This window comes from Pseudomonas sp. Irchel 3E13, from assembly GCF_900187455.1.
Taxonomy (GTDB): Bacteria; Pseudomonadota; Gammaproteobacteria; order Pseudomonadales; family Pseudomonadaceae; genus Aquipseudomonas.
Map to the genome: position 1 here is coordinate 111,383 of NZ_FYDX01000012.1, position 17,736 is coordinate 129,118.

The window sequence follows — 17,736 nt, forward strand, 5'->3', positions numbered from 1 at the left end:
CCCCTCTTCTGAAAGTGCAACCCCGCGGGAGCGGCCACCAGCTGAAAAGCTTGCTTATCTGAGAAGCATGAGAATCTGTACAGGTGACAAATGAGACCATGAGGTGATTTATGAGCGGGAGACGCAACGGTCGCCATCCAAAGTCTGTATCGGCTACAGAGCTTTCCAAACTGGGCCAATGCGAATTGATGGTTGCCCTCAACCTGGCAGACGCACCGACCCAAGCGATGAAGGAACTCAGCCGCCAAGGCGAGGTGGAGCATGACCGATTCCATTTGAGGGCTGTCCTCAACGCTGGCACAGCCGACGAGGTCGCTCGGCTGCGCAAGTGACGTCAACAGGGGCGAATCGGCGCCCCTCAGCATTATCCGCAAGGCACTGTTGCACTAGGTTTCCTAGGAACAGAATATCGTGTTCGATCTCGTCATAGTCGAAAGTCCGAAAAAGATAAAAAAGGTGCAAGAGTACCTTGGTGAAAATTACAAAGTTGCCGCGAGCGTTGGGCACTTCCGTGACCTACCCCTTCGGCGAATGGGAGTAGAAGCCCCGAACTTTGTACCTGACTATGAGGTAAATGAAGACAAGAAATCGGTCGTGGCAAACCTGAAGAAGTTGATCAAGCAGGCTCGCATGGTCTACCTGGCCACCGACCTTGACCGAGAAGGTGAAGCGATCGCTTGGCACCTGAGAGAAGTCCTAAAGCCAGCGAAGTACCGCAGAATCAAGTTCAACGCCATCACCAAGAAAGCCCTTACGGAATCCATTTCCAATGCCGGCGACCTCGACATGATGCTGGTGGCTGCTCAGGAAGCCCGGCGCGTCCTTGACCGTATCGTGGGTTACACGGTCTCCCCCCTCCTGACGGAAATATCCGGCGCCGCTGTGAACCTGTCTGCCGGCCGCGTTCAATCGGCCGCATTGCTGCTCCTGGTCGATCGTGAACAAGCCATTGAGCGGTTCGTCTCGGTCGAACACTACAAGCTCAAGGTTGGCTTCCCCTGGCCCGGCAAGCAAGCGGTGTGGCACGCAGAATGGCAGCACCAGACATTACAAACAGCGATGGGTGTTGAGGCCACCGACTTGTTCACGCACGCACCGTACATTGCCAGTTTGGCAGAGGCCATCAAGAACCAACCTGCTTTCATGGTTTACAAGGTTGACCGCCGGGAAGAAGACAGAAAAGCGCCAGCTCCCTTCACGACATCCACCCTCCAGCAAGCTGCAAGCGTGAAGCTTGGAATGGATGTCGACCAGACCATGAAGAAGGCTCAGGCACTCTTCGACGCGGGCCTGATTACTTACCACAGAACAGATAGCCCCAACCTCGACGAGGAGTCGGCGGAAGAAATTCGTGCCTGGCTTACTGGTCAAGGGCACCCAGTGCCAGCGCAACGGAATACATGGGCGTCGAAAGCTGACGCACAGGAAGCACACGAAGCTATCCGGCCCACTGCCGTTGATATCACACCCACCGACTTTGCGCCTGATAGCGACGAGATGAAGCTCTACAAGCTGATCTGGCTTCGCGCTGTAGCAAGTCAAATGGTCCCGGCTCGATATGATGCGACCAAGGCCCTTTTACTTTCTGCCGTCCAGGTGAAGGGCTCGAATCTTCAATTCCTGGCCAAGGGGCGAGTACTACTGAGCCCAGGCTGGATGGCTCTCACCCCAGACGATGCGGTTGAGGATAAGGAAGAGGCAAAGGACGACGAGGACGACAAGTCGCTCCCCGACCTGCAGGAGCAAGCCCGGCTACAGTGCTGCGAGGTGACGCCAATTACAACCGCCACCAAGCCCCCTCCTCGACTGACTGACGCCTCACTGACAAAGCTGCTGGAGTCCATGGGCATTGGAAGGCCCTCTACCTTCGCCTCGATTGTGGCCACGCTGTACAAGCGCGAGTACATCCGCAAGGAAAGCCGGAAGCTCTTTGCGACCCCACTAGGCATGGGCGTGATCTCGATTCTCAGGGGCCGATTCAGCTTCATCAACTACGACTTCACCAAGATGATGGAAGGCGCTCTCGACCAGATCGCCACAGGCAAGGCGTCCTATTTAGCCGTCGTGAGCTATCAGCACCAGATACTCACTGGTGAGGTTGAAAAGATCAAATCCGATCCGGCCATAGCCGCCGTGGTTTCCGAGGAGAAGGCCAAGATGTTTGGCGACCAGGTCAGTTGCCCTATTTGCAACACTGGAGTTCTTCGGCGCCGAACTACATCCTCAGGGGCATTCTGGGGTTGTACCGCGTACCCGGCCTGTACGGCATCCTGCAATGAAACCAAGCCGCGCGGTAAACCGCCTGAACCTGATCTCTCCACCATCCGCACCAAGGACACGACGCCGGACACTGACGGCCCCAAACCGCCGCGGACCCTTTCGGTGGATCGTTGCCCTAAGTGCAAAAAGCACCAGATGTCCTTGAGGACAGGCGCAAAGGGTAAGTTCTGGGGCTGCCTTGGGTATCCGAAGTGTAAGGGCACTGCGCCCTATGAGGGCGTTGATTCCTCGGAAAGTGCACCCCAGGAGGTCTAAATTCGCCCCTGTTTGGGGGATAGATCTAAGTCCCCCTGCACCAGGGCGTCTGGATAATGCTCCGATTGGACAGACGCTCATGGACTTTTTATGTGTATTGACGGCGCAATCGCGGTATCCAGCTACTCATCAGCTGATAAAAGGCTGCCAATTGAGATCGGCATCGCCACCGCTACGAACACATTGAATGTGGTGATCGGGCTTATGCCAGGGATCATTGAGCTTCACCCCGAGGATGAGCTAAGCGCCGGTTTGAGCTCGCTGGAAATGGAAGCCGTCGGCGTTGCGCCGCACCGGGCATGCGAGTTGATCAATGATTTCCTGCTAGGTGGCGTCGTAGGATGCCAAGAGGAACGCGTCAAAGTAGCCTTGCAGCAGCTTTACCACATCGCCGGCTGTGAAATGGAGTTCACCCTCGAGGAACTGGGCGACCTGAATGTTTCGGTGCCCACCCTCGACATGGGAGCGTGCGTCGAGATGGAGGCTCGCCGGCTAGTGTTCATTGCCAAACAAAAAAGTAACGGGGCCACATCAAGTGTTCACCAACGACGACATTCCTCCAGAGGCAAGGGAAAAACTTCAGCGCCTACTGGATCTAACCGCCTCGCTCGAACGAGTCAATTCCAAGGTTCTACACGGCCAACAGCCAACGACTGAAGACTTCGAACTGCTGGGTGAAGGGAGACGGGAATTTGGGGATCTGGTAGCACTCTTCGGGCTCCGTCCCCCTAGCGGATCACGTTCGTAGGGTCACCCTGAAGGGATGACGATCGCTAAACACTCGGTGAACAAATTATGGAAACCCAAGACAGCGCCCCCCCCAATGACTCGTGCTACTGAGCAGCGTAACTTCAACGTCCATCCAGGAATCATCCGGCACCTAATCAAAGAGCAGGCCGGCACTCTCGTAAAAGCAGTTACCGAGCTGGTCATGAACAGCGTTGATGCTGGATCCACCCAAATCGACCTGCATTTCCGCAGTGACGGAACGTTTACCGTGAAGGACGACGGGAAAGGCTTCCGTAGTCGGGATGAAATCGAAAAGTTCTTCGAGACATTCGGGACACCCCATACCGAAGGTGACGCACAATTCGGGCGATTCCGCATTGGCCGGGGCCAAATCATGGCCTTCGCTCATACCACGTGGCGAAGCGGCCAGTTCATCATGGACGTTCGCTTTCTCGATGACGGCGCCCCTCTCGGCTACACCCTCGTGGAGACTGACATCGAGCACGCTGGATGCCTGATCGAAGGTGTGATTACTGACGAGTCAGCACTTAAGGAGCTCCAATCATCAGGACTTCTGAGTGAAAAACACGATGACTGGCATTACTCAGGCCATGATTCTTTCGTCCAATCTACACAATACATAACAATTCCGATTTACTTAGCTGGGAAGCAGCTGAACACCCCGCCGGACTCATGCACCTGGAGTCAAGAAGATGAATTCGGCTACTACTTGTTCGACTCATCATCAGAACTAAAGATCTACAACCAAGGTATTTACGCATTATCTACGAAGCGACGAGAGTTCGGTGTTGGCGGAACTTTCGTCTCTAAAGGTCCTATCAAGCTTAACATGGCACGCAATAGCTGGCTGTATGGGTGTCCCTACCTAGAGAACATGCGAGCTGTTGGGAAAAAGGCTTTCCGTACCTCCATCAGACAGTCAGCCCAGATGAGCGACAGAGACCTTGGAGCGCTGGTCTTCAAGATTGCGAGGCAACATCATTCCATCGAACCCGCAGAAGCCGAAATACTGTGTGATATGCGCTTTATTCTCGACCTTGCAGGCAAGCGCGTATCCCCGCGCGAATTCTTGTCCAACTCCCGCTTCAGCTTGTATGACGGAAGGTCGAGCCTCATAGCTGAACGTGCTGTTACTGAGGGCCGTTTTGCCATTATGGTTCCAAGGATGTTCGACTTGGCAGAACTGGAGTGTAACGAAGATGCAGCGTATGACTTCCTTTGCGTAATTTGTCGGCTATTCGATGTGTTCATAACAGAAAACTGGGATCGACGCTTTATAAAATTTGAAAAAATAAAAAAGAGCTACGCCGGCACTACAAAGTCGGTTCTTGATGCTGATCTTTCACCACGCCAACTTGCAGCTCTTCGTGCTCTCAGGTATGTAGCAACGGACATTTCGCGACTGACCAACGACCCCTCCTCACGGGTCAGGAAAATCTCTGCCGGCCATTCAGATTTCGCCAATGGCTGGACAAATGGGTTCGATTTCATTTGGATCAATGTGACTGCACTGGATGATGCATTTACCAATATTACAGGCTTGGTTTCCCTGGCCGTCCATGAGTTTTGCCACCAGGGTGCTAGCTCTCTCGATGAACACGAGCACGGGCTTGAATTCTACAAGCGGTTCCACGATGCAACGCGGGATACATTGTTTGGTCGGGTCGTGCGTGAGTGCCACCTCAAGTACATGAAGATTCTCCTAAAGAGCGAAATTGATATCAGCCGGCGGGACCGACTCACCGCGCTCGACATGCGCCGGTTAATCGCTAAATCGGATATCGCCAAGGCCCAGGAGGAAATGGCCAGAAAGAAGAAATGGTTGTTGTTAAAGAACCAGCCCACAACGGGGTCTGGTGATAGCGATGAGTGGTAATGATGGGTGAAGCCGACGTAGAACAAAAATCAGTCATAGCTGTCCACCCACGAGCACGTAGGGTGGACTTATACGTCGGAGCGTTTCATTGGATTTCACCCGGGTGTGTCGCCCCCAGGCAAAACCGCTTGAGCACCTGAGGTACACCGCTACTCGCCAGCTGAACATACCCAAATGGTCCTCCACGCAGCCCTTCATCGCCAGCGTGAGAGAGATCGACACCCAGCTTTGCACCCACCCCTACCCAGCCGGTCAGGGGTCCACAAATCGACTCCACCGTGAATACCGAGCCTTCCACAGAGCATGAGGCGCGACAGTAAGAGTCGATGTGCCATTTGCCTCGAACACCTGCAACCACGGCAAAGTGAACCATGGCCCCGACTACTAGCAGATACCCTCGCGCCTCATACCCTGGATACCCAGAGGTATCAATCCCGAAGGACCAGCAACGGCCACTAGCGTCCACAGGCAGGTCCTGGTGCACCAATCCGTGCATGATCCAGTCGTTTGTGTGATCGCACAGGGGCGGGGCCTCATGCGCCCACAAATACGTACACCTTGACTTGAAGTCCGCACGTTTGAACCTGTTATCGAAGGTCGAAATGGCCCACTGTCCAACTCCCTGCATAACCAAGAGCCACCCAAAAAGCAGTACCAGCCCCGCAATGGCCATGACCACAGGAAATGCCGGCGCCAGCATTTGGCACAACATGTAGACAAGCGTGGTCAGGCCAATAATGGTGAACCCTAGCTTCACGCTCTTAGCCAGGCTGACAAGGTGATCCTTCAAAAGCAGTACCTCTTGTTCTGTACAGTTGAATCCAGCGAGCACCGTCCTGTATACCCTCAGTCAAGTCACTCCCAGCAGCCGCCAGGCGCACCAACTGGGCAACAACATCCGCGTTCCCCTCGCCATCGACGTACTGCGCGACCTTTGCCCACTTGGCCGCCTCCTCCAGTGCCTCGACACTCGCAGGATTGGTTGCTATCGCTACAGCTAGGTCAGCCGCGGAGCTGGGTGCCCCACTCTCCGCACCGAATCGCAAAAAGGGCTTCGCCTTCTCTACATCGCGCTCAAAGAGTCCGTTCCCTAACAGGTAGAATCGCCCGACCTTTGCAGCGGCTATAGGGTTACCGCTGCAAGCCATTTGCTTCAGCTCGGCCAGCGCTACGCCGGCGGCATCCAGATCGCCTTGCGAGACGGCATCAGCGATTCCAGCTTCGAGCGAAACCGGATCACTTGCTGTAACGGACATCGAAAGCAGCATCAGAAGGACTGCAAACCGCATGGATGGCACTCGCTGTGAAGTTCTGACGAATATAGGGAGTACCTGTACTGATAGGTCAGCAAATAGCCCCCTGGGCAGGGGCGAACTGATCACGGCTTTAGCGGGGACACAGATTTATCTCGCTCTACCACCTTCTGAAATGGAACCGGGGCCCTGAGCTCCATGGCAACCAGGGTGACAGAGCACACGACTCACTCAGAGCCTGATAATTCGCCCTCTACGGCCGGCTTCAGATCGTGTGCGGCAGACCTTCGTTGACCATCGCTGGGCGATCGCACGCGCCTGAGCAACGCCACGCATGCAGCGGGCAGGACCAAAAGAACTACCAGCCCTGCGACAGCCGTGACCGTGACCAGGGTCACCGCGTAGATGAACCACTCCAGCGCTACCATTCCCCAGTGAGTCGAAGTCGACTGAACTACTGACAAGACAGTGTTCATGCTGCTTGGGAGATGGTCACCCAAGTCCATCGTGGAAAGGAAACTGACTCCCAGCGCTCCTGCCAGAAGGACCAGTCCTCCCCTGAGGGCTAAGCGGATATCAGCCCATGAGGGAATGCAATGCATGGCGATGACAAGAGCTGCCACGCTCCACAGGAAGCCCTGTCCATCAGCAAGGAAGTTACCCACCACCAGGATCCAGGCCCCCGCTACTCCCTCGAGGACTACAGAGCTGCCATTCCCCCAAGTCGACCACGGGGCAAGGGCCTGCGGTGAGGGGAACACGAACTCGAACAAAGCGAAGGCCGCGAACATTGGGGCTACTCCCTGCACTACCAGTCCAACTGCGTGAATGATCGATGCAGGCCGATAGGCAAACTCCACGTATCCGAGTCGGCCACTGGCCGGGTCGGGCGAATAGAGCCGAAGCTTGGTTATTTTCAAACCGAACGCCAAGCACGCTAGCACGTGTCCAAGCTCATGTACGGGGGTACCGAGCAAACCTGTGATCGCATAAAACCGGAATAAGTTGCGCACCAGGGTTCGTACCAACCTGTCGATGATCAGGATGGACAGCGGTGGTATCAGAAAGGCGTAGGCCAGGTACAGTGCGACCTGCCAGTTGGACTCGTTGAACATTCTGGGCTCACAGATATTTGACTAGCTTGATTCTGGGCACTGGTGGCGAGGCGCGGTTGGCTAATCGACCCTGGGTCGGGCACTGGCAAGCACGGCCCCTCATATGGCTCGGTCTCAGCCCATCAGCTTAGGGCGGCTTGGTAGATTGTCCGGATTGAACCTAGGGGATCGGCCGTGGACATTAACTGGACATCGGAACAACTGGTGTTTCTCGACTGCACGGCGCCACTTATCCGGCTCCGCGCGTTTGCAGGCGCATCCAAAACGACGTCTCTGGAAGGCTACTCACGGCGATACCCAAAGCTGCGCTTCCTTTACCTGGCGTACAACAAGTCGATTCGTGATGAGGCAAAGAACCGATTCCCAAGCAATGTCTTCTGCGCAACGACCCACCAGCTCGCATACAGAAGCTACAGAGCGAAGTTCGAACACAAGCTTGAGGGGGCACTTCGCCTGGGAGACATGGCTAAGGTTCTGGAAACGAACGACTGGACCCTTGTACGAGCTGTTGTCGACATGGTCAGCAACTTTCTCTGCAGCCCCCTTGATGTCTTCCATGAGAGCCACATTCCCATCATCAATCGCAAGCCCGGGTCGCAGATGCCGCCGAGCTTCCTAGAGGTCCTCTTCAAGATGGCCGAGGACCTCTGGGCCCGAATGATCGACCCTGAGGACAGCTCTGTACCGATTTTGCACGACGGTTATTTGAAGTTGTATCTACTCAGCAAGCCAGACCTCAGTAGGCAATACGACGTCATCCTTGCGGATGAAGCTCAAGATCTGAACGGTTTGACTCTTGAGCTCATCAAGATGCAGAGCTGCAGGAAAATTTTCGTTGGTGACCGGCACCAAGTGCTCTATCGCTTCAGGGGTGCAGACAACGCGCTCGATGACCCAGAACTTAATGATGCTGTTGACCTGAACCTGACCAGGTCGTTCCGGTTCGGCCCGGCTACTGCCTCCCTGGCCAACATGATCCTGAGCTTCAAGGGCGAAACTCTGAAGGTCGTTGGAGCTGGTGCACGCACCAAAATCAAGACAGCGCTCGACAGTACAGCCAAGCGTCCAGCATTACTTCATAGGACTGTCATGGGGGTCATTACTTCGGCCCTGGACTTCACCGCGGCCGGCCGAAAAGTGTACTGGGTCGGTGGGATTGATGGTTACCAGATCTCGAATATCGAGGACCTCTACTGGTTCAGTGAAGGTCAGTCCCAGAAGGTCAAAAACAAAAGATTGCTCAAGGAGTTCAACGACTGGGATCAGTACTTGGCCATCGCCGAGGAGACGAAAGACCGCGAAATGGTCAGGGCTATCAAAATCATCACTGGATCTGATGACCTTGAGGGCAAACTTCGGCAGATGCGTGCGATGACCGTGAAAGACGAGAGCCTGGCAGACATTACTCTGGCGACGGCACACCGTTCAAAAGGCCTGGAGTGGGACAACGTCGCGCTGATGGACGACTTCCCCGATCCATTAGATCCCCTGATGGACCATGGATCTCGGGAGGACGAGCTAGCGCTTTTGTACGTAGCGACAACCCGTGCCCGTCACCAGTTGGCCGTCAACCAGGTGGTTATCGGCCTGATGCGCGAATGTACCTACAGGCAGAGATTAGCGGCCAGCCAATCACAGGCCTGACCACTCCGATTTCACATCGCCCGGCGTAGCGGCACCAAGTGCTCGGGCGGGGCTCCACAGCGCTTGCACAGCGACTCGTAGCTTGCGCCGTATCCCAGGCTCGACATAGTACAAAGTACTTCGATCGTCGAGTTCAGCGTGGCCAAACAGAGGTCGTGGCTATGTGGGACCAAACGAAAACCGCGGGCCTTCAGTTCTGCCTCGAGCCCGCCCCAACTGGTTGAGGTTTTGGTCAGCACCAACAGCTCGTTTTTTTGCAGATCCGTCAGCTCGCCTTTCAGCGGAGGTAGCGTACGAAGGTTCTCACGTGGATCGCGCTGGAGCGCTGTGACAACGTTCGAAGCCTTCCTCCAAAGCCACAGAAGTGCAACCGCGAGGGCGTACAGACCCCAAATGAACGAGACGGCGATCCCAAAGCCACGTATAGCCTTAGCTGGCCATTGTACCCCGTGATGCAACAGCGCCGTAGGCAGCAGCCCCGCAACGGTGGCGTAGACAATGGCGGCGATTACCAGGTGGAGAAGAACCCGAATCCCCAGACCGAGCACTTGAGGGTTCGACGATGGAGCGTTCTTCATAGCTGAGCTCCAGTTCCCAGGATCGCGATGATGCATTGATGGACCATGAACCTCTCCTAACAAAATGGCCCTCCCAGGTACACCTGAGAGAGCCATACGGACGCCCCGGAATCAGATCTACCGCCCTAATTGCTGTCTTCCGCCAAAGGCTTTTCCTCTTCCACCGCTGCACCATTCTGAGCGCCGAAGCCCAGAACTTTTTCGGTCACCACCGCACCACCGTCGACCTGTTCGCCGCTCTGTTTCTGTTCTTCGGCTTGAGCGTCTGCTCGTTCGCTGACCATCATTCTCTTCATGATGGTGATGAAGGCGCTCGCTGGCTGGGCGCCCTTCACGAACTCCTTCTCCCCGGTGAGGTTGTCGATGACCATCGTTGCGGGCGTACCCGTCGCGCCGATCTTCTCGCCCATCAGCATGTGCTCGTTGATGCGATCTTTGTGTCGTTCGCTAGCCATGCACTCGGTGAACTTGGCCTTGTCCCCTCCCAGGCGTTTTGCGACTTCCGGCAAGTCCTTCACGCCACCACCGTTGCCCGCCGAGAGCTCGAATACTTGGTCGATGAACACCCAGAAGCCCTTGTTACCCTTCTGTTCTGCAAAGCATTCGGAGGCCTTCGCCTCGTCGTGCGCGGCCGGGTTATGGAACTGCAATGGGAGGTGGCGCCACTGCCAATTCACCGCACCGTTCGAACGATCAACAATTTCCTTCATTGTTGGATGGAGGCGTTTGCAGAACGGGCACTCCATGTCAGAAAACTCGACCAGGGTGAAACGCGCTTTCAGATCGCCATAGACCCGGGCGTCGTTTGGCACTTTGTCGACCGCGTTGGGGAACCGGCTGAACTGTGCATTCGCGTAGGCGTCGATCTCCTTCTGCTCACGCTGCTCGAGCACATCGTCGACTGCGGCCGCGACCTTGTCATCGAAGTAGTGGCCACCATGCCAGGCGTTGAATGCAGCGAACCCAGCGACGGTCACTACCTGCGAAAAGAAAACGGAAAGGGCGATCGTCTTCGTGGTCTTGAAGTTGAGCATTGGCTGTTCCTGCTGTGGTATCTAGTGCAAGGAACGATACGCAGCGAGGGAAGTGGTAAGGGGCCAATCAGCCCCTCAAAGTGGCTCGGTTACCGAGAGGCAACCAGTGTAAGTGGACCAACAGCAGGGTGCGCCGGGGCAAAAAGCTGGGCGGCCTGACGCGCGGATTGTTGGGTGGCGATCAGATCACCGCGGCTGGCGAGAACACATGCCTGGAGTGGCCCCATAACCCCACGGCTAAACGCGGAAGAATCTTCGGCTTTGTAACGAGTAACCAACTGAAAGAGGGGCGAAGTCTTCCAGGCCTCACCCGGCAAGCCCTGTGCCTTGGCGCTTATAAGTGACAGTCGTTGATCGATGGATAGAAGGGGCGAGAGGGCGTCCATCAGCTCGATCAACCGGTGACCATAAGCTGCGAGCGTTGCTGCAAGGTTTTTCATCCGCCCCGCGCAGAAGCGGCTTTGCGTCAAATGGCTGTGGTAGATGTAGATCTCATCCCTGGGAAGGCCCTGCCCTTTCCCCTTCGCGTCGAGAATGCCCATCGCACGCTCAGCGGCGCGGAGCTTCTGACGCTCGTCCAGGAACAACTGAAGTACGCAGCGTGCCTCTTTGCGCATCAGCAGAAATTCCGCGTTGAGATCTGAGTATTCTTTCAAATGAATGGTCCCGTGGTCTAGCCGTGAAATTGTCATTATCAACCTCTTGCGAACTGTGCCTGGGCGAGTTTGCCCCTTTGTTGTGGACTGATGGCTACGCGAATTTCGAGCTGTGCGAAGCCATCATGGGGTATGAAGCTATTGGGTCAGTTCGCGCATCGCGCGTGATGTCGTTCGCGCGATTCACGCCGCTCCTGCTCCTCCACGCAAAGCCTGGCGCTGGGGAGCACTAGCAGCCGCTGCAGACCGATTTGAGCCCCTGATTCGCAATACCCGTAGGATTGATCCTGGATCCGGTTCAGCGCCTCTGAAAGTTCAGCAAGAGCCTTCGAGTCCCTATTGATTGAGCTGGTTACTTTTTGCCGCTGCTCTTCAATCGTCGCGGCGTCGCCGGGGTCAGGCACAGTTTCCAAACGCTCAAGCTCAAATCGGCTTTCTCCAATTCGCATCCGCAGTTCACTGATCTGTACATTGATTAGATCTCGGAAGAACTGCAGCTGCACTTCTGACATGTAGTCGTCAGAACTCATCGATAGAAGGTCTTTTTTGTTCACGACATAGGGTCCCAGAGTGATTATTTCTTCACCTGGATGATGCCCCGACTTTCAGATATGCAACCCTCTATCCAGCCCCTAAAGGCGGGCGACCCATAGCAGTAGATGACTGCCAAGGACAGCACCATAGAATCGAGAAGGTAGGAACCGTTGCTATGTGAAGGACCAGGACTGCCTGGCAAGCGAGAAGAATCTTTTGCATGCAGCGCTGAAGTTGGCCGGCAACAAAAAACCGCTTCCAACTCGAAAGCGGTTTGGATTTCTCGGGTTACGGTCAGTAAACAGATGCTGGGCCACGATCCCGGTCTGGCAAGTAGAATGCCGAGTCTTTCGGCAAGTTCTTGGCCAGGGCGGCAGCCAGTTGTTCCGAGGTCACCTCACCGCGGGATTTGAACAACATGGTGTCAATGAGTGCTCCCGACGAAGACCCGTTGGTGGTCTCGTGGCCCACTGGGATAGCTACGATTCGTGCAGGGAAGCCACCGCGATCAAGAGGTGCAAAACCTTCAGCGGCAAGGACGCCCCGTCGGCCGGTGAACACCTTCGCCGCTTTCAGACCTGCAGGCGTATCGATCTTGCCCAGTCGGTACTCAGCGTTAGGCAGCACGTAGGATTTGCTGATCTCTTTCATGGTCTTATTGAACATTGCCTCTACCTTGGCCCCACAACCGGCCACGGCCGCTGCCATGTCCTGGCCTTCAACAGCAGGCATGAAACAGATCACGAACCCGACGGTAACTCGAGGATCGACCTTTGGAGAGCCGCCAACCAAGTTCAACGCCATGCCGGCGCCACCAACGTTACCGCCGATTGCGTTCAAGCCAATGGCTTCCAGATCCTTACCGGTAGAACTGTGAGAGGCAGCGTCGCTGGACATGTAGCGAATGGTTTCTTCCCTGGTCGATTGAATGAGCTGCCCACTGTTGAACGTACCAGGAGGAGCGGCCTTGAGTGAGGGCATACCCAATACAGCGAAGACCTTGTCAGTTGCAGTGGCCGTGCTTGCGAACTTCTGCGGTGCACTATTGGCATGCTTGATCGTCATCTGATCACTTGCCCTGAACTCGTAATCAATCGCCGCTGACTGCGCTGTCCCGACCCCTTCGAATTGCGCCATTTTGGCATTGTCGTACGTTGCGCAACCGCCGAGGGATGCCATTGCCGCAGCGATCAGTGAAAAGCAGATGGATTTCATTCTTGGACCTCTTCTTGGTTTCTAGATATGAGACTACAGGTCTGGTGCAGTGCAAATATGCAAATTGCCGCCCTGTTATGCACATACCCGACCTGGTCCTCATCTACTTGTGTCACGAGGTGGCGGGCCGGTGGTGCCATCGAGCCTCATGGCCAGAACAGCCCTGCTCCTACGGGCAAAAGTAGGCCAAACGAAAAACCCCCGACCCTTGTTGAAAGGACCGGGGGTTCTCCGCGCTGAAGTCGCCTATGGGCTTAATTCAGATTTTTCCAGTTAGAACACGATCCGAGAAGTTGACGCTTGAACTGGGATCGCCAGTTGGGGTGTCAATTTAACCCAGCGGCAGTCATAGACGCCGCCGTTCTGCTGGCATACGGGTGCAGTACTGGCTTCGACCTCTGGTGGAATACGCCCGATTGGACGCATCTCAATACAGCCAGAAAGAACGATGCCAGCCAGAACTAAAAACTGAAAATTTTTCATTGAGAGGCTCCAGAGTAAATCACGAGCCGCTCCCCATGCGGGAAGTGACCCGCAAGGGTTGATCTGATTGCTGTTGAACAGCTGATGGCCAAATGGCCGCAAGCCGCAGTTCAAACTGTGGATTGCTTTAGGAGCTGCAAGCATAAGCGGACCTCATGGCCTGGTCCAGTGCGCTGGCTCGAATCCAAAGGTGGGTTTTGATTACGGCACCGGCCTGTTTCATTTCGCTCTCGACCGTGAGGGATCCATCGCGAAGTAAAACCTCGAAGCCAGTGGCCTGGGCTGTGACCTTGGACTGATCTACAACTGCTGATACGCGCTTGAAGAGATCCTGGCGAAGGGCCGTTATTAGGCCGACTGTCTCAACAGTCCCATACACCCCATGCCCAACATAGAGGCTCATGTCGAAGCGAAGTGCATTGTTGCGATCGGTCCGGTACCGGACTTCAGAGAAGACAACATCGCAGGAAATGCTGCGCCCTCCCCGTGTGTTTACCCTGGGTACAGGTTCCCCACGGTGCACCTTGTGCCTGGCATGAGCCACCTCAAGAACCCCTTTGACCTTGGCAAGAAGGTCAAAGGCTGAGTCCGTGTAGTCAGGCCAATCATTCGGTGTGTTTGGCTGTTGCTCAAGCATCATTTTCTGGGACCCATTCACTGGCAGGTACGGTTAATTGTTCCAATGAAAATGTCCCGCCGACTTTGGCCGAATCGCATATCCACTGGATGAAATATTGAATAGCCTGCAGATGCCCGCCCAGGTTCGAATCGGCTGGCCTATGGGGTGGAATATCACGAGCCGCAGGCCCCGCCAACCTTTCGATCGCAGTCACGGCCAGTGCGGCATGCCTTTCGCCGAGCTCAATTGCCTTGCAGCGAAATACGGGGGCACTAGCTGCGACAAGCGCTGAACCCCCGGCTTCGAGCTCATCCGCTGTGAGATAAAGCGTCGGTACAGCCCATATCAGGATCTCAAGGCCGTGGTAGAACACACCCGTCATCATTTCTACCTCTAAAATATTGGTTGGATGATGACACCAGTCCCAGATATGCAAGCTTGCGCTCGCTCCCTACCGTCCCTGCACGTTGCACATCGATTAAAACGGACAGCAGATAATTACCTTGCTCCACGCGGCTCTTTGGTCAATGCCACCCCTTCTATTTGTTTTGGGTCTCAGCGCTGACTAAGGTATGGCAGCATCTGTCCTCGTGTAGACTAATGCCTTGACGCCACACCTTTACGAAGCTGGAAGCGGACCGCTGCACTTAGAGCCTACTCACGTCTTCCTGTACAAATTCAAGGAGCCTGACTGATGTCCCTGATCAACGAATACCGCGCAACCGAACAAGCAATCAAAGAACTACAACAGCGCCTGGAAGACATGGGCAACAACGATGCCTTGAAGGTTGAAATGAAGTTCGAGGAGGAGCTGCGCGTCTTGATGACGGAGTTCGGGAAAAACCTGGGCGACATCATCGGCCTGCTGGATCCTGACCGGGCTAAGCGCTCGCCTACTGCACGCCCCCCAGCGAAGACCCGACGCGAGCGCGTGGTCAGCGTATATAGCAACCCTCATACTGGTGAAAAAATTGAAACCAAAGGCGGTAACCACAAGCGCCTGAAGGAGTGGAAATCCGAGTACGGCGCCGAGAATGTTGAGGCCTGGCGCCATCCTGCCCAGGTGTAACTCTGATCGTAAAATCAAAACCCTGAGCCAGCTCAGGGTTTTTCGTGCCACCGGATCTGCGTCCTCAAAACAACCCAGCTCTCTTCTTGCCTGTTCTGTTCACCGCTGGCATGATGGCGACTCTTCCACTGATGCTTGTGCATCAGTTCGGCGAAAGCCAAGCTGCTTGCAGCACCTACCCGCGGTTCTCGCCGCACATGGCACCTCCTGAACACCTTCGAGGTCGCTAAAAAGTTTCTTCTTAGCTGTTTGACTCCCCCTGCATAATGCCAGTCGGCTCAAGCAGACAGTCGTATCATCATCCCGGCATCCGGTCGTTTGCTATTGCAATAGCAGGCTCACCGTGCTGGTTTCTATGGTTCCAAAATAAGCAATGCTTCCAGATGGAAGCTCTGCTCCTGCGCCAGCAGGAACTCATTCTAGACGTTCAGAAGGCGGCCACTGCCACAAGTGTGGGAACTGCGCTTCGGCAAGGTTCCAGGTCAAGAAGACGTTGTACTTGATCAGTGAGGTCCGCAGTCGGTGCCTCGGGAAGCAATTGATCCCGCAAAACAACTGCAGCTGCAGATGGTATGAGAGACAGTTACATCAAGTAGGGGTTTCCCGAACGAAAGGACTAGCTCGCCTCCCTCTGCACTGCAGAGACTAATCCAGGCAACTGGCATACCAGGCTAAAGCAAAAACTTCGCGAAAGCGGGGTTGAAAAAAAACCGCTCACAAGGCGGTTTTTTTTCGCCTGCACTTTCTCAACGATCTGCCGGCACTAAGTCATTTGCAGCTGAGGCCAGAAGGCTGCAATACAGCAACCAGCCACAAATGCTAGTCAGCAAAAGAGCAACCCCCAGCGCACTGGTCGAAGCGTCCACCCATCTCGCCGAGGCTTGCAGAAGAACACCGCTCAGCACCAGCAGCCGCATGGGGCTGAGAATGAATTTTTCGCGTCTCGTCAGGTTTGCCTGAATCGCCTTGGCCTTCTCCCAGGTCAATCGACCTGACATCATCGCCGCGACCAGGTAGGGCTCCACCCTACCCCCCATGATGACGAACAGGGGCATTATGCTGAGCTGCTGCTCAACAGCACTGGTGTAGAGGATCACGAGTAAATTCCGCTTTCCCTCATCAAACAGATGGTCTGGTACTTCAAGTCGCGGGAGCGAACCGGACTGCCAAGCCAAGATGTCAGAGCTGAGCATCGCACCAACAGCAATGAGGTTGAGCAGGCCTCCAATTACCAGTGCCAGTGGCGAGGCCAACCGGAAAAACTGGCGCCAAGGTGAACCCGGTCCGATCGCCCGAGCTGTGACCCCACGCCCTTCTAAAACGCCTGTCCGCCACAGGCACATGGCCAAGACGATAAAGACCAAAGGGCTTGCCAGGCTAAAGATGTGAAACGCGGCCTTGCCTAAGGTCAGCAATAGCACTATCGCGATCATCGCCGCAAAAGTGGTCACCACGATGTAGAGGGGAAGTACTCGGAAAAATATGGGGACCGCACCAGCCAGCCATGAAATCCAGCGGGCAATCGTGATATCTGAGGTCAGGTTGTGCTCGATATTTCTCAATATGCGTTCCTTCGAGTCCAGGCGGTATGCTTCGTACTCAGTGTTGCGAGCCTGCCAGGGCTGTGCCGGCCTGTTTACCATCTATCAAACTGTGGGGCAACGACCCCAAGCGCCAACTGGCACACCTCGTAGACGCCTTGCATCTGGGAAATACGTGGGAGGGTGGTATCACAGACTACCTCTCGAGGATTTCAAACGATGGCGCACACCACCACCACCACAGCTCAGCCCTACACCGTCCTTCCTACCACCCCAGCAACGCTCCACCAAAAACTGGGTGCCTACTGCGTCGCCTGGGAGCGAACTGTGCTCAATGCAATGCGCGGGCTTCTCGGACAGGCCTACGAGGGTGGGTCCTATGAAATCCGGCAATACCTCAATGGCGCGATCGCAATGGTGCTCCCAGAGGAAGGGCCTAAGAGCGTCATCGTGCTGGGGCACAATGCGGAAGAAATTACGCTCGAGGCCGCATCGTTTGTCGCGAATCTCATCGCCTTCTCGGCCTGCAATGCCACTGCCTTCGAGAACGATGACGCCGAAGGCAATCAGACCCTGCATGACCTGTACTTCGCTCTGAAGAATGCGGTTTCCGGCCGGTACGACTTTGTTATTGACGCTAACGCGCCGGAGGGCACCCGGCCACTGAACGAAGCGGAGATGGCCAAGGTTCTGGTTGAAGTCAAACCGCACCCCGAATCGGACGCCATCTTGCGATTCATCGACTGAGCTACAAGTTCAACCGCGGTCTCCATCTGCGGCCCCGGATTGGCGCAGACTCGCACCACTGTAATTTGGGCAGTCTGTAGCCTCGAG

General features: G+C 55.4%; 16 protein-coding genes. 6 read left to right on the forward strand and 10 right to left on the reverse strand.

Annotated features, from left to right (window positions below; translation table 11 throughout):
• Positions 1-411: 411 nt before the first annotated feature.
• From topA to CKW37_RS21500, 3 genes are all read left to right on the forward strand, one after another.
• The gene (gene topA, locus CKW37_RS21485) at positions 412-2,535 is read left to right on the forward strand and encodes a type I DNA topoisomerase (protein WP_095158226.1); all 2,124 of its coding nucleotides are present in this window, start codon (positions 412-414) and stop codon (positions 2,533-2,535) included.
• A 90-nt stretch (positions 2,536-2,625) separates the two neighbouring features.
• On the forward strand, positions 2,626-3,192 hold the full coding sequence (locus CKW37_RS21490) for a hypothetical protein (protein ID WP_177454461.1): 567 nt from the start codon (positions 2,626-2,628) through the stop codon (positions 3,190-3,192).
• A 166-nt stretch (positions 3,193-3,358) separates the two neighbouring features.
• Positions 3,359-5,161: an ATP-binding protein gene (locus CKW37_RS21500; RefSeq protein WP_256587823.1), complete on the forward strand. Its 1,803-nt coding sequence runs from the start codon at positions 3,359-3,361 to the stop codon at positions 5,159-5,161.
• Positions 5,162-5,922: 761 nt separating this feature from the next.
• Here CKW37_RS21500 and CKW37_RS21510 read toward each other — a convergent pair.
• Positions 5,923-6,450, reverse strand: a complete 528-nt coding sequence (locus CKW37_RS21510) for a hypothetical protein (RefSeq protein ID WP_095158234.1) — start codon at positions 6,448-6,450, stop codon at positions 5,923-5,925.
• A 191-nt stretch (positions 6,451-6,641) separates the two neighbouring features.
• On the reverse strand, positions 6,642-7,529 hold the full coding sequence (locus CKW37_RS21515) for a hypothetical protein (protein ID WP_095158235.1): 888 nt from the start codon (positions 7,527-7,529) through the stop codon (positions 6,642-6,644).
• A gap of 174 nt (positions 7,530-7,703) precedes the next feature.
• On the opposite strand from CKW37_RS21515, the gene CKW37_RS21520 reads away from it, so the two are divergent.
• Positions 7,704-9,173: a 3'-5' exonuclease gene (locus tag CKW37_RS21520; protein WP_095158237.1), complete on the forward strand. Its 1,470-nt coding sequence runs from the start codon at positions 7,704-7,706 to the stop codon at positions 9,171-9,173.
• A gap of 11 nt (positions 9,174-9,184) precedes the next feature.
• Here the strand turns inward: CKW37_RS21520 and CKW37_RS21525 are convergent, their stop codons facing one another.
• From CKW37_RS21525 to CKW37_RS21555, 7 genes are all read right to left on the reverse strand, one after another.
• A complete protein-coding gene (locus CKW37_RS21525; protein WP_095158239.1) occupies positions 9,185-9,751 on the reverse strand; it encodes a hypothetical protein in 567 nt (188 codons plus the stop codon).
• A 125-nt stretch (positions 9,752-9,876) separates the two neighbouring features.
• Positions 9,877-10,785, reverse strand: coding sequence for a DsbA family protein (locus tag CKW37_RS21530; RefSeq protein ID WP_095158241.1), 909 nt, complete (start codon positions 10,783-10,785; stop codon positions 9,877-9,879).
• Between the two features lie 89 nt (positions 10,786-10,874).
• On the reverse strand, positions 10,875-11,477 hold the full coding sequence (locus CKW37_RS21535; RefSeq protein WP_095158243.1) for a hypothetical protein: 603 nt from the start codon (positions 11,475-11,477) through the stop codon (positions 10,875-10,877).
• A 110-nt stretch (positions 11,478-11,587) separates the two neighbouring features.
• A complete protein-coding gene (locus CKW37_RS21540; protein ID WP_143502073.1) occupies positions 11,588-11,995 on the reverse strand; it encodes a TraR/DksA family transcriptional regulator in 408 nt (135 codons plus the stop codon).
• A gap of 274 nt (positions 11,996-12,269) precedes the next feature.
• On the reverse strand, positions 12,270-13,190 hold the full coding sequence (locus tag CKW37_RS21545) for a hypothetical protein (RefSeq protein ID WP_095158247.1): 921 nt from the start codon (positions 13,188-13,190) through the stop codon (positions 12,270-12,272).
• Positions 13,191-13,463: 273 nt separating this feature from the next.
• Positions 13,464-13,817 (reverse strand): hypothetical protein, encoded by a 354-nt coding sequence (locus CKW37_RS32555; protein ID WP_143502075.1) that lies wholly within the window; start codon positions 13,815-13,817, stop codon positions 13,464-13,466.
• 485 nt (positions 13,818-14,302) lie between these two features.
• Positions 14,303-14,728 (reverse strand): hypothetical protein, encoded by a 426-nt coding sequence (locus CKW37_RS21555; RefSeq protein ID WP_143502077.1) that lies wholly within the window; start codon positions 14,726-14,728, stop codon positions 14,303-14,305.
• Between the two features lie 258 nt (positions 14,729-14,986).
• Between CKW37_RS21555 and CKW37_RS21560 the strand changes: the two genes are divergently transcribed.
• The gene (locus CKW37_RS21560; protein ID WP_095158255.1) at positions 14,987-15,361 is read left to right on the forward strand and encodes a histone-like nucleoid-structuring protein, MvaT/MvaU family; all 375 of its coding nucleotides are present in this window, start codon (positions 14,987-14,989) and stop codon (positions 15,359-15,361) included.
• A 746-nt stretch (positions 15,362-16,107) separates the two neighbouring features.
• On the opposite strand, the gene CKW37_RS21565 is transcribed toward CKW37_RS21560, so the two are convergent.
• A complete protein-coding gene (locus tag CKW37_RS21565; RefSeq protein ID WP_095158257.1) occupies positions 16,108-16,923 on the reverse strand; it encodes a hypothetical protein in 816 nt (271 codons plus the stop codon).
• 198 nt (positions 16,924-17,121) lie between these two features.
• Between CKW37_RS21565 and CKW37_RS21570 the strand changes: the two genes are divergently transcribed.
• Positions 17,122-17,649, forward strand: coding sequence for a hypothetical protein (locus CKW37_RS21570; protein ID WP_095158259.1), 528 nt, complete (start codon positions 17,122-17,124; stop codon positions 17,647-17,649).
• The last annotated feature ends 87 nt before the right edge of the window (positions 17,650-17,736 follow it).

Coding starts and splice junctions, on each gene's coding strand:
- CKW37_RS21490 (WP_177454461.1), top strand. CDS start 2,626: ATGTGTATTGACGGCGCAATCGCGGTATCCAGCTACTCATCAGCTGAT.
- CKW37_RS21500 (WP_256587823.1), top strand. CDS start 3,359: ATGACTCGTGCTACTGAGCAGCGTAACTTCAACGTCCATCCAGGAATC.
- CKW37_RS21510 (WP_095158234.1), bottom strand. CDS start 6,450: ATGCGGTTTGCAGTCCTTCTGATGCTGCTTTCGATGTCCGTTACAGCA.
- CKW37_RS21515 (WP_095158235.1), bottom strand. CDS start 7,529: ATGTTCAACGAGTCCAACTGGCAGGTCGCACTGTACCTGGCCTACGCC.
- CKW37_RS21525 (WP_095158239.1), bottom strand. CDS start 9,751: ATGAAGAACGCTCCATCGTCGAACCCTCAAGTGCTCGGTCTGGGGATT.
- CKW37_RS21530 (WP_095158241.1), bottom strand. CDS start 10,785: ATGCTCAACTTCAAGACCACGAAGACGATCGCCCTTTCCGTTTTCTTT.
- CKW37_RS21535 (WP_095158243.1), bottom strand. CDS start 11,477: ATGACAATTTCACGGCTAGACCACGGGACCATTCATTTGAAAGAATAC.
- CKW37_RS21545 (WP_095158247.1), bottom strand. CDS start 13,190: ATGAAATCCATCTGCTTTTCACTGATCGCTGCGGCAATGGCATCCCTC.
- CKW37_RS32555 (WP_143502075.1), bottom strand. CDS start 13,817: ATGCTTGCAGCTCCTAAAGCAATCCACAGTTTGAACTGCGGCTTGCGG.
- CKW37_RS21560 (WP_095158255.1), top strand. CDS start 14,987: ATGTCCCTGATCAACGAATACCGCGCAACCGAACAAGCAATCAAAGAA.
- CKW37_RS21570 (WP_095158259.1), top strand. CDS start 17,122: ATGGCGCACACCACCACCACCACAGCTCAGCCCTACACCGTCCTTCCT.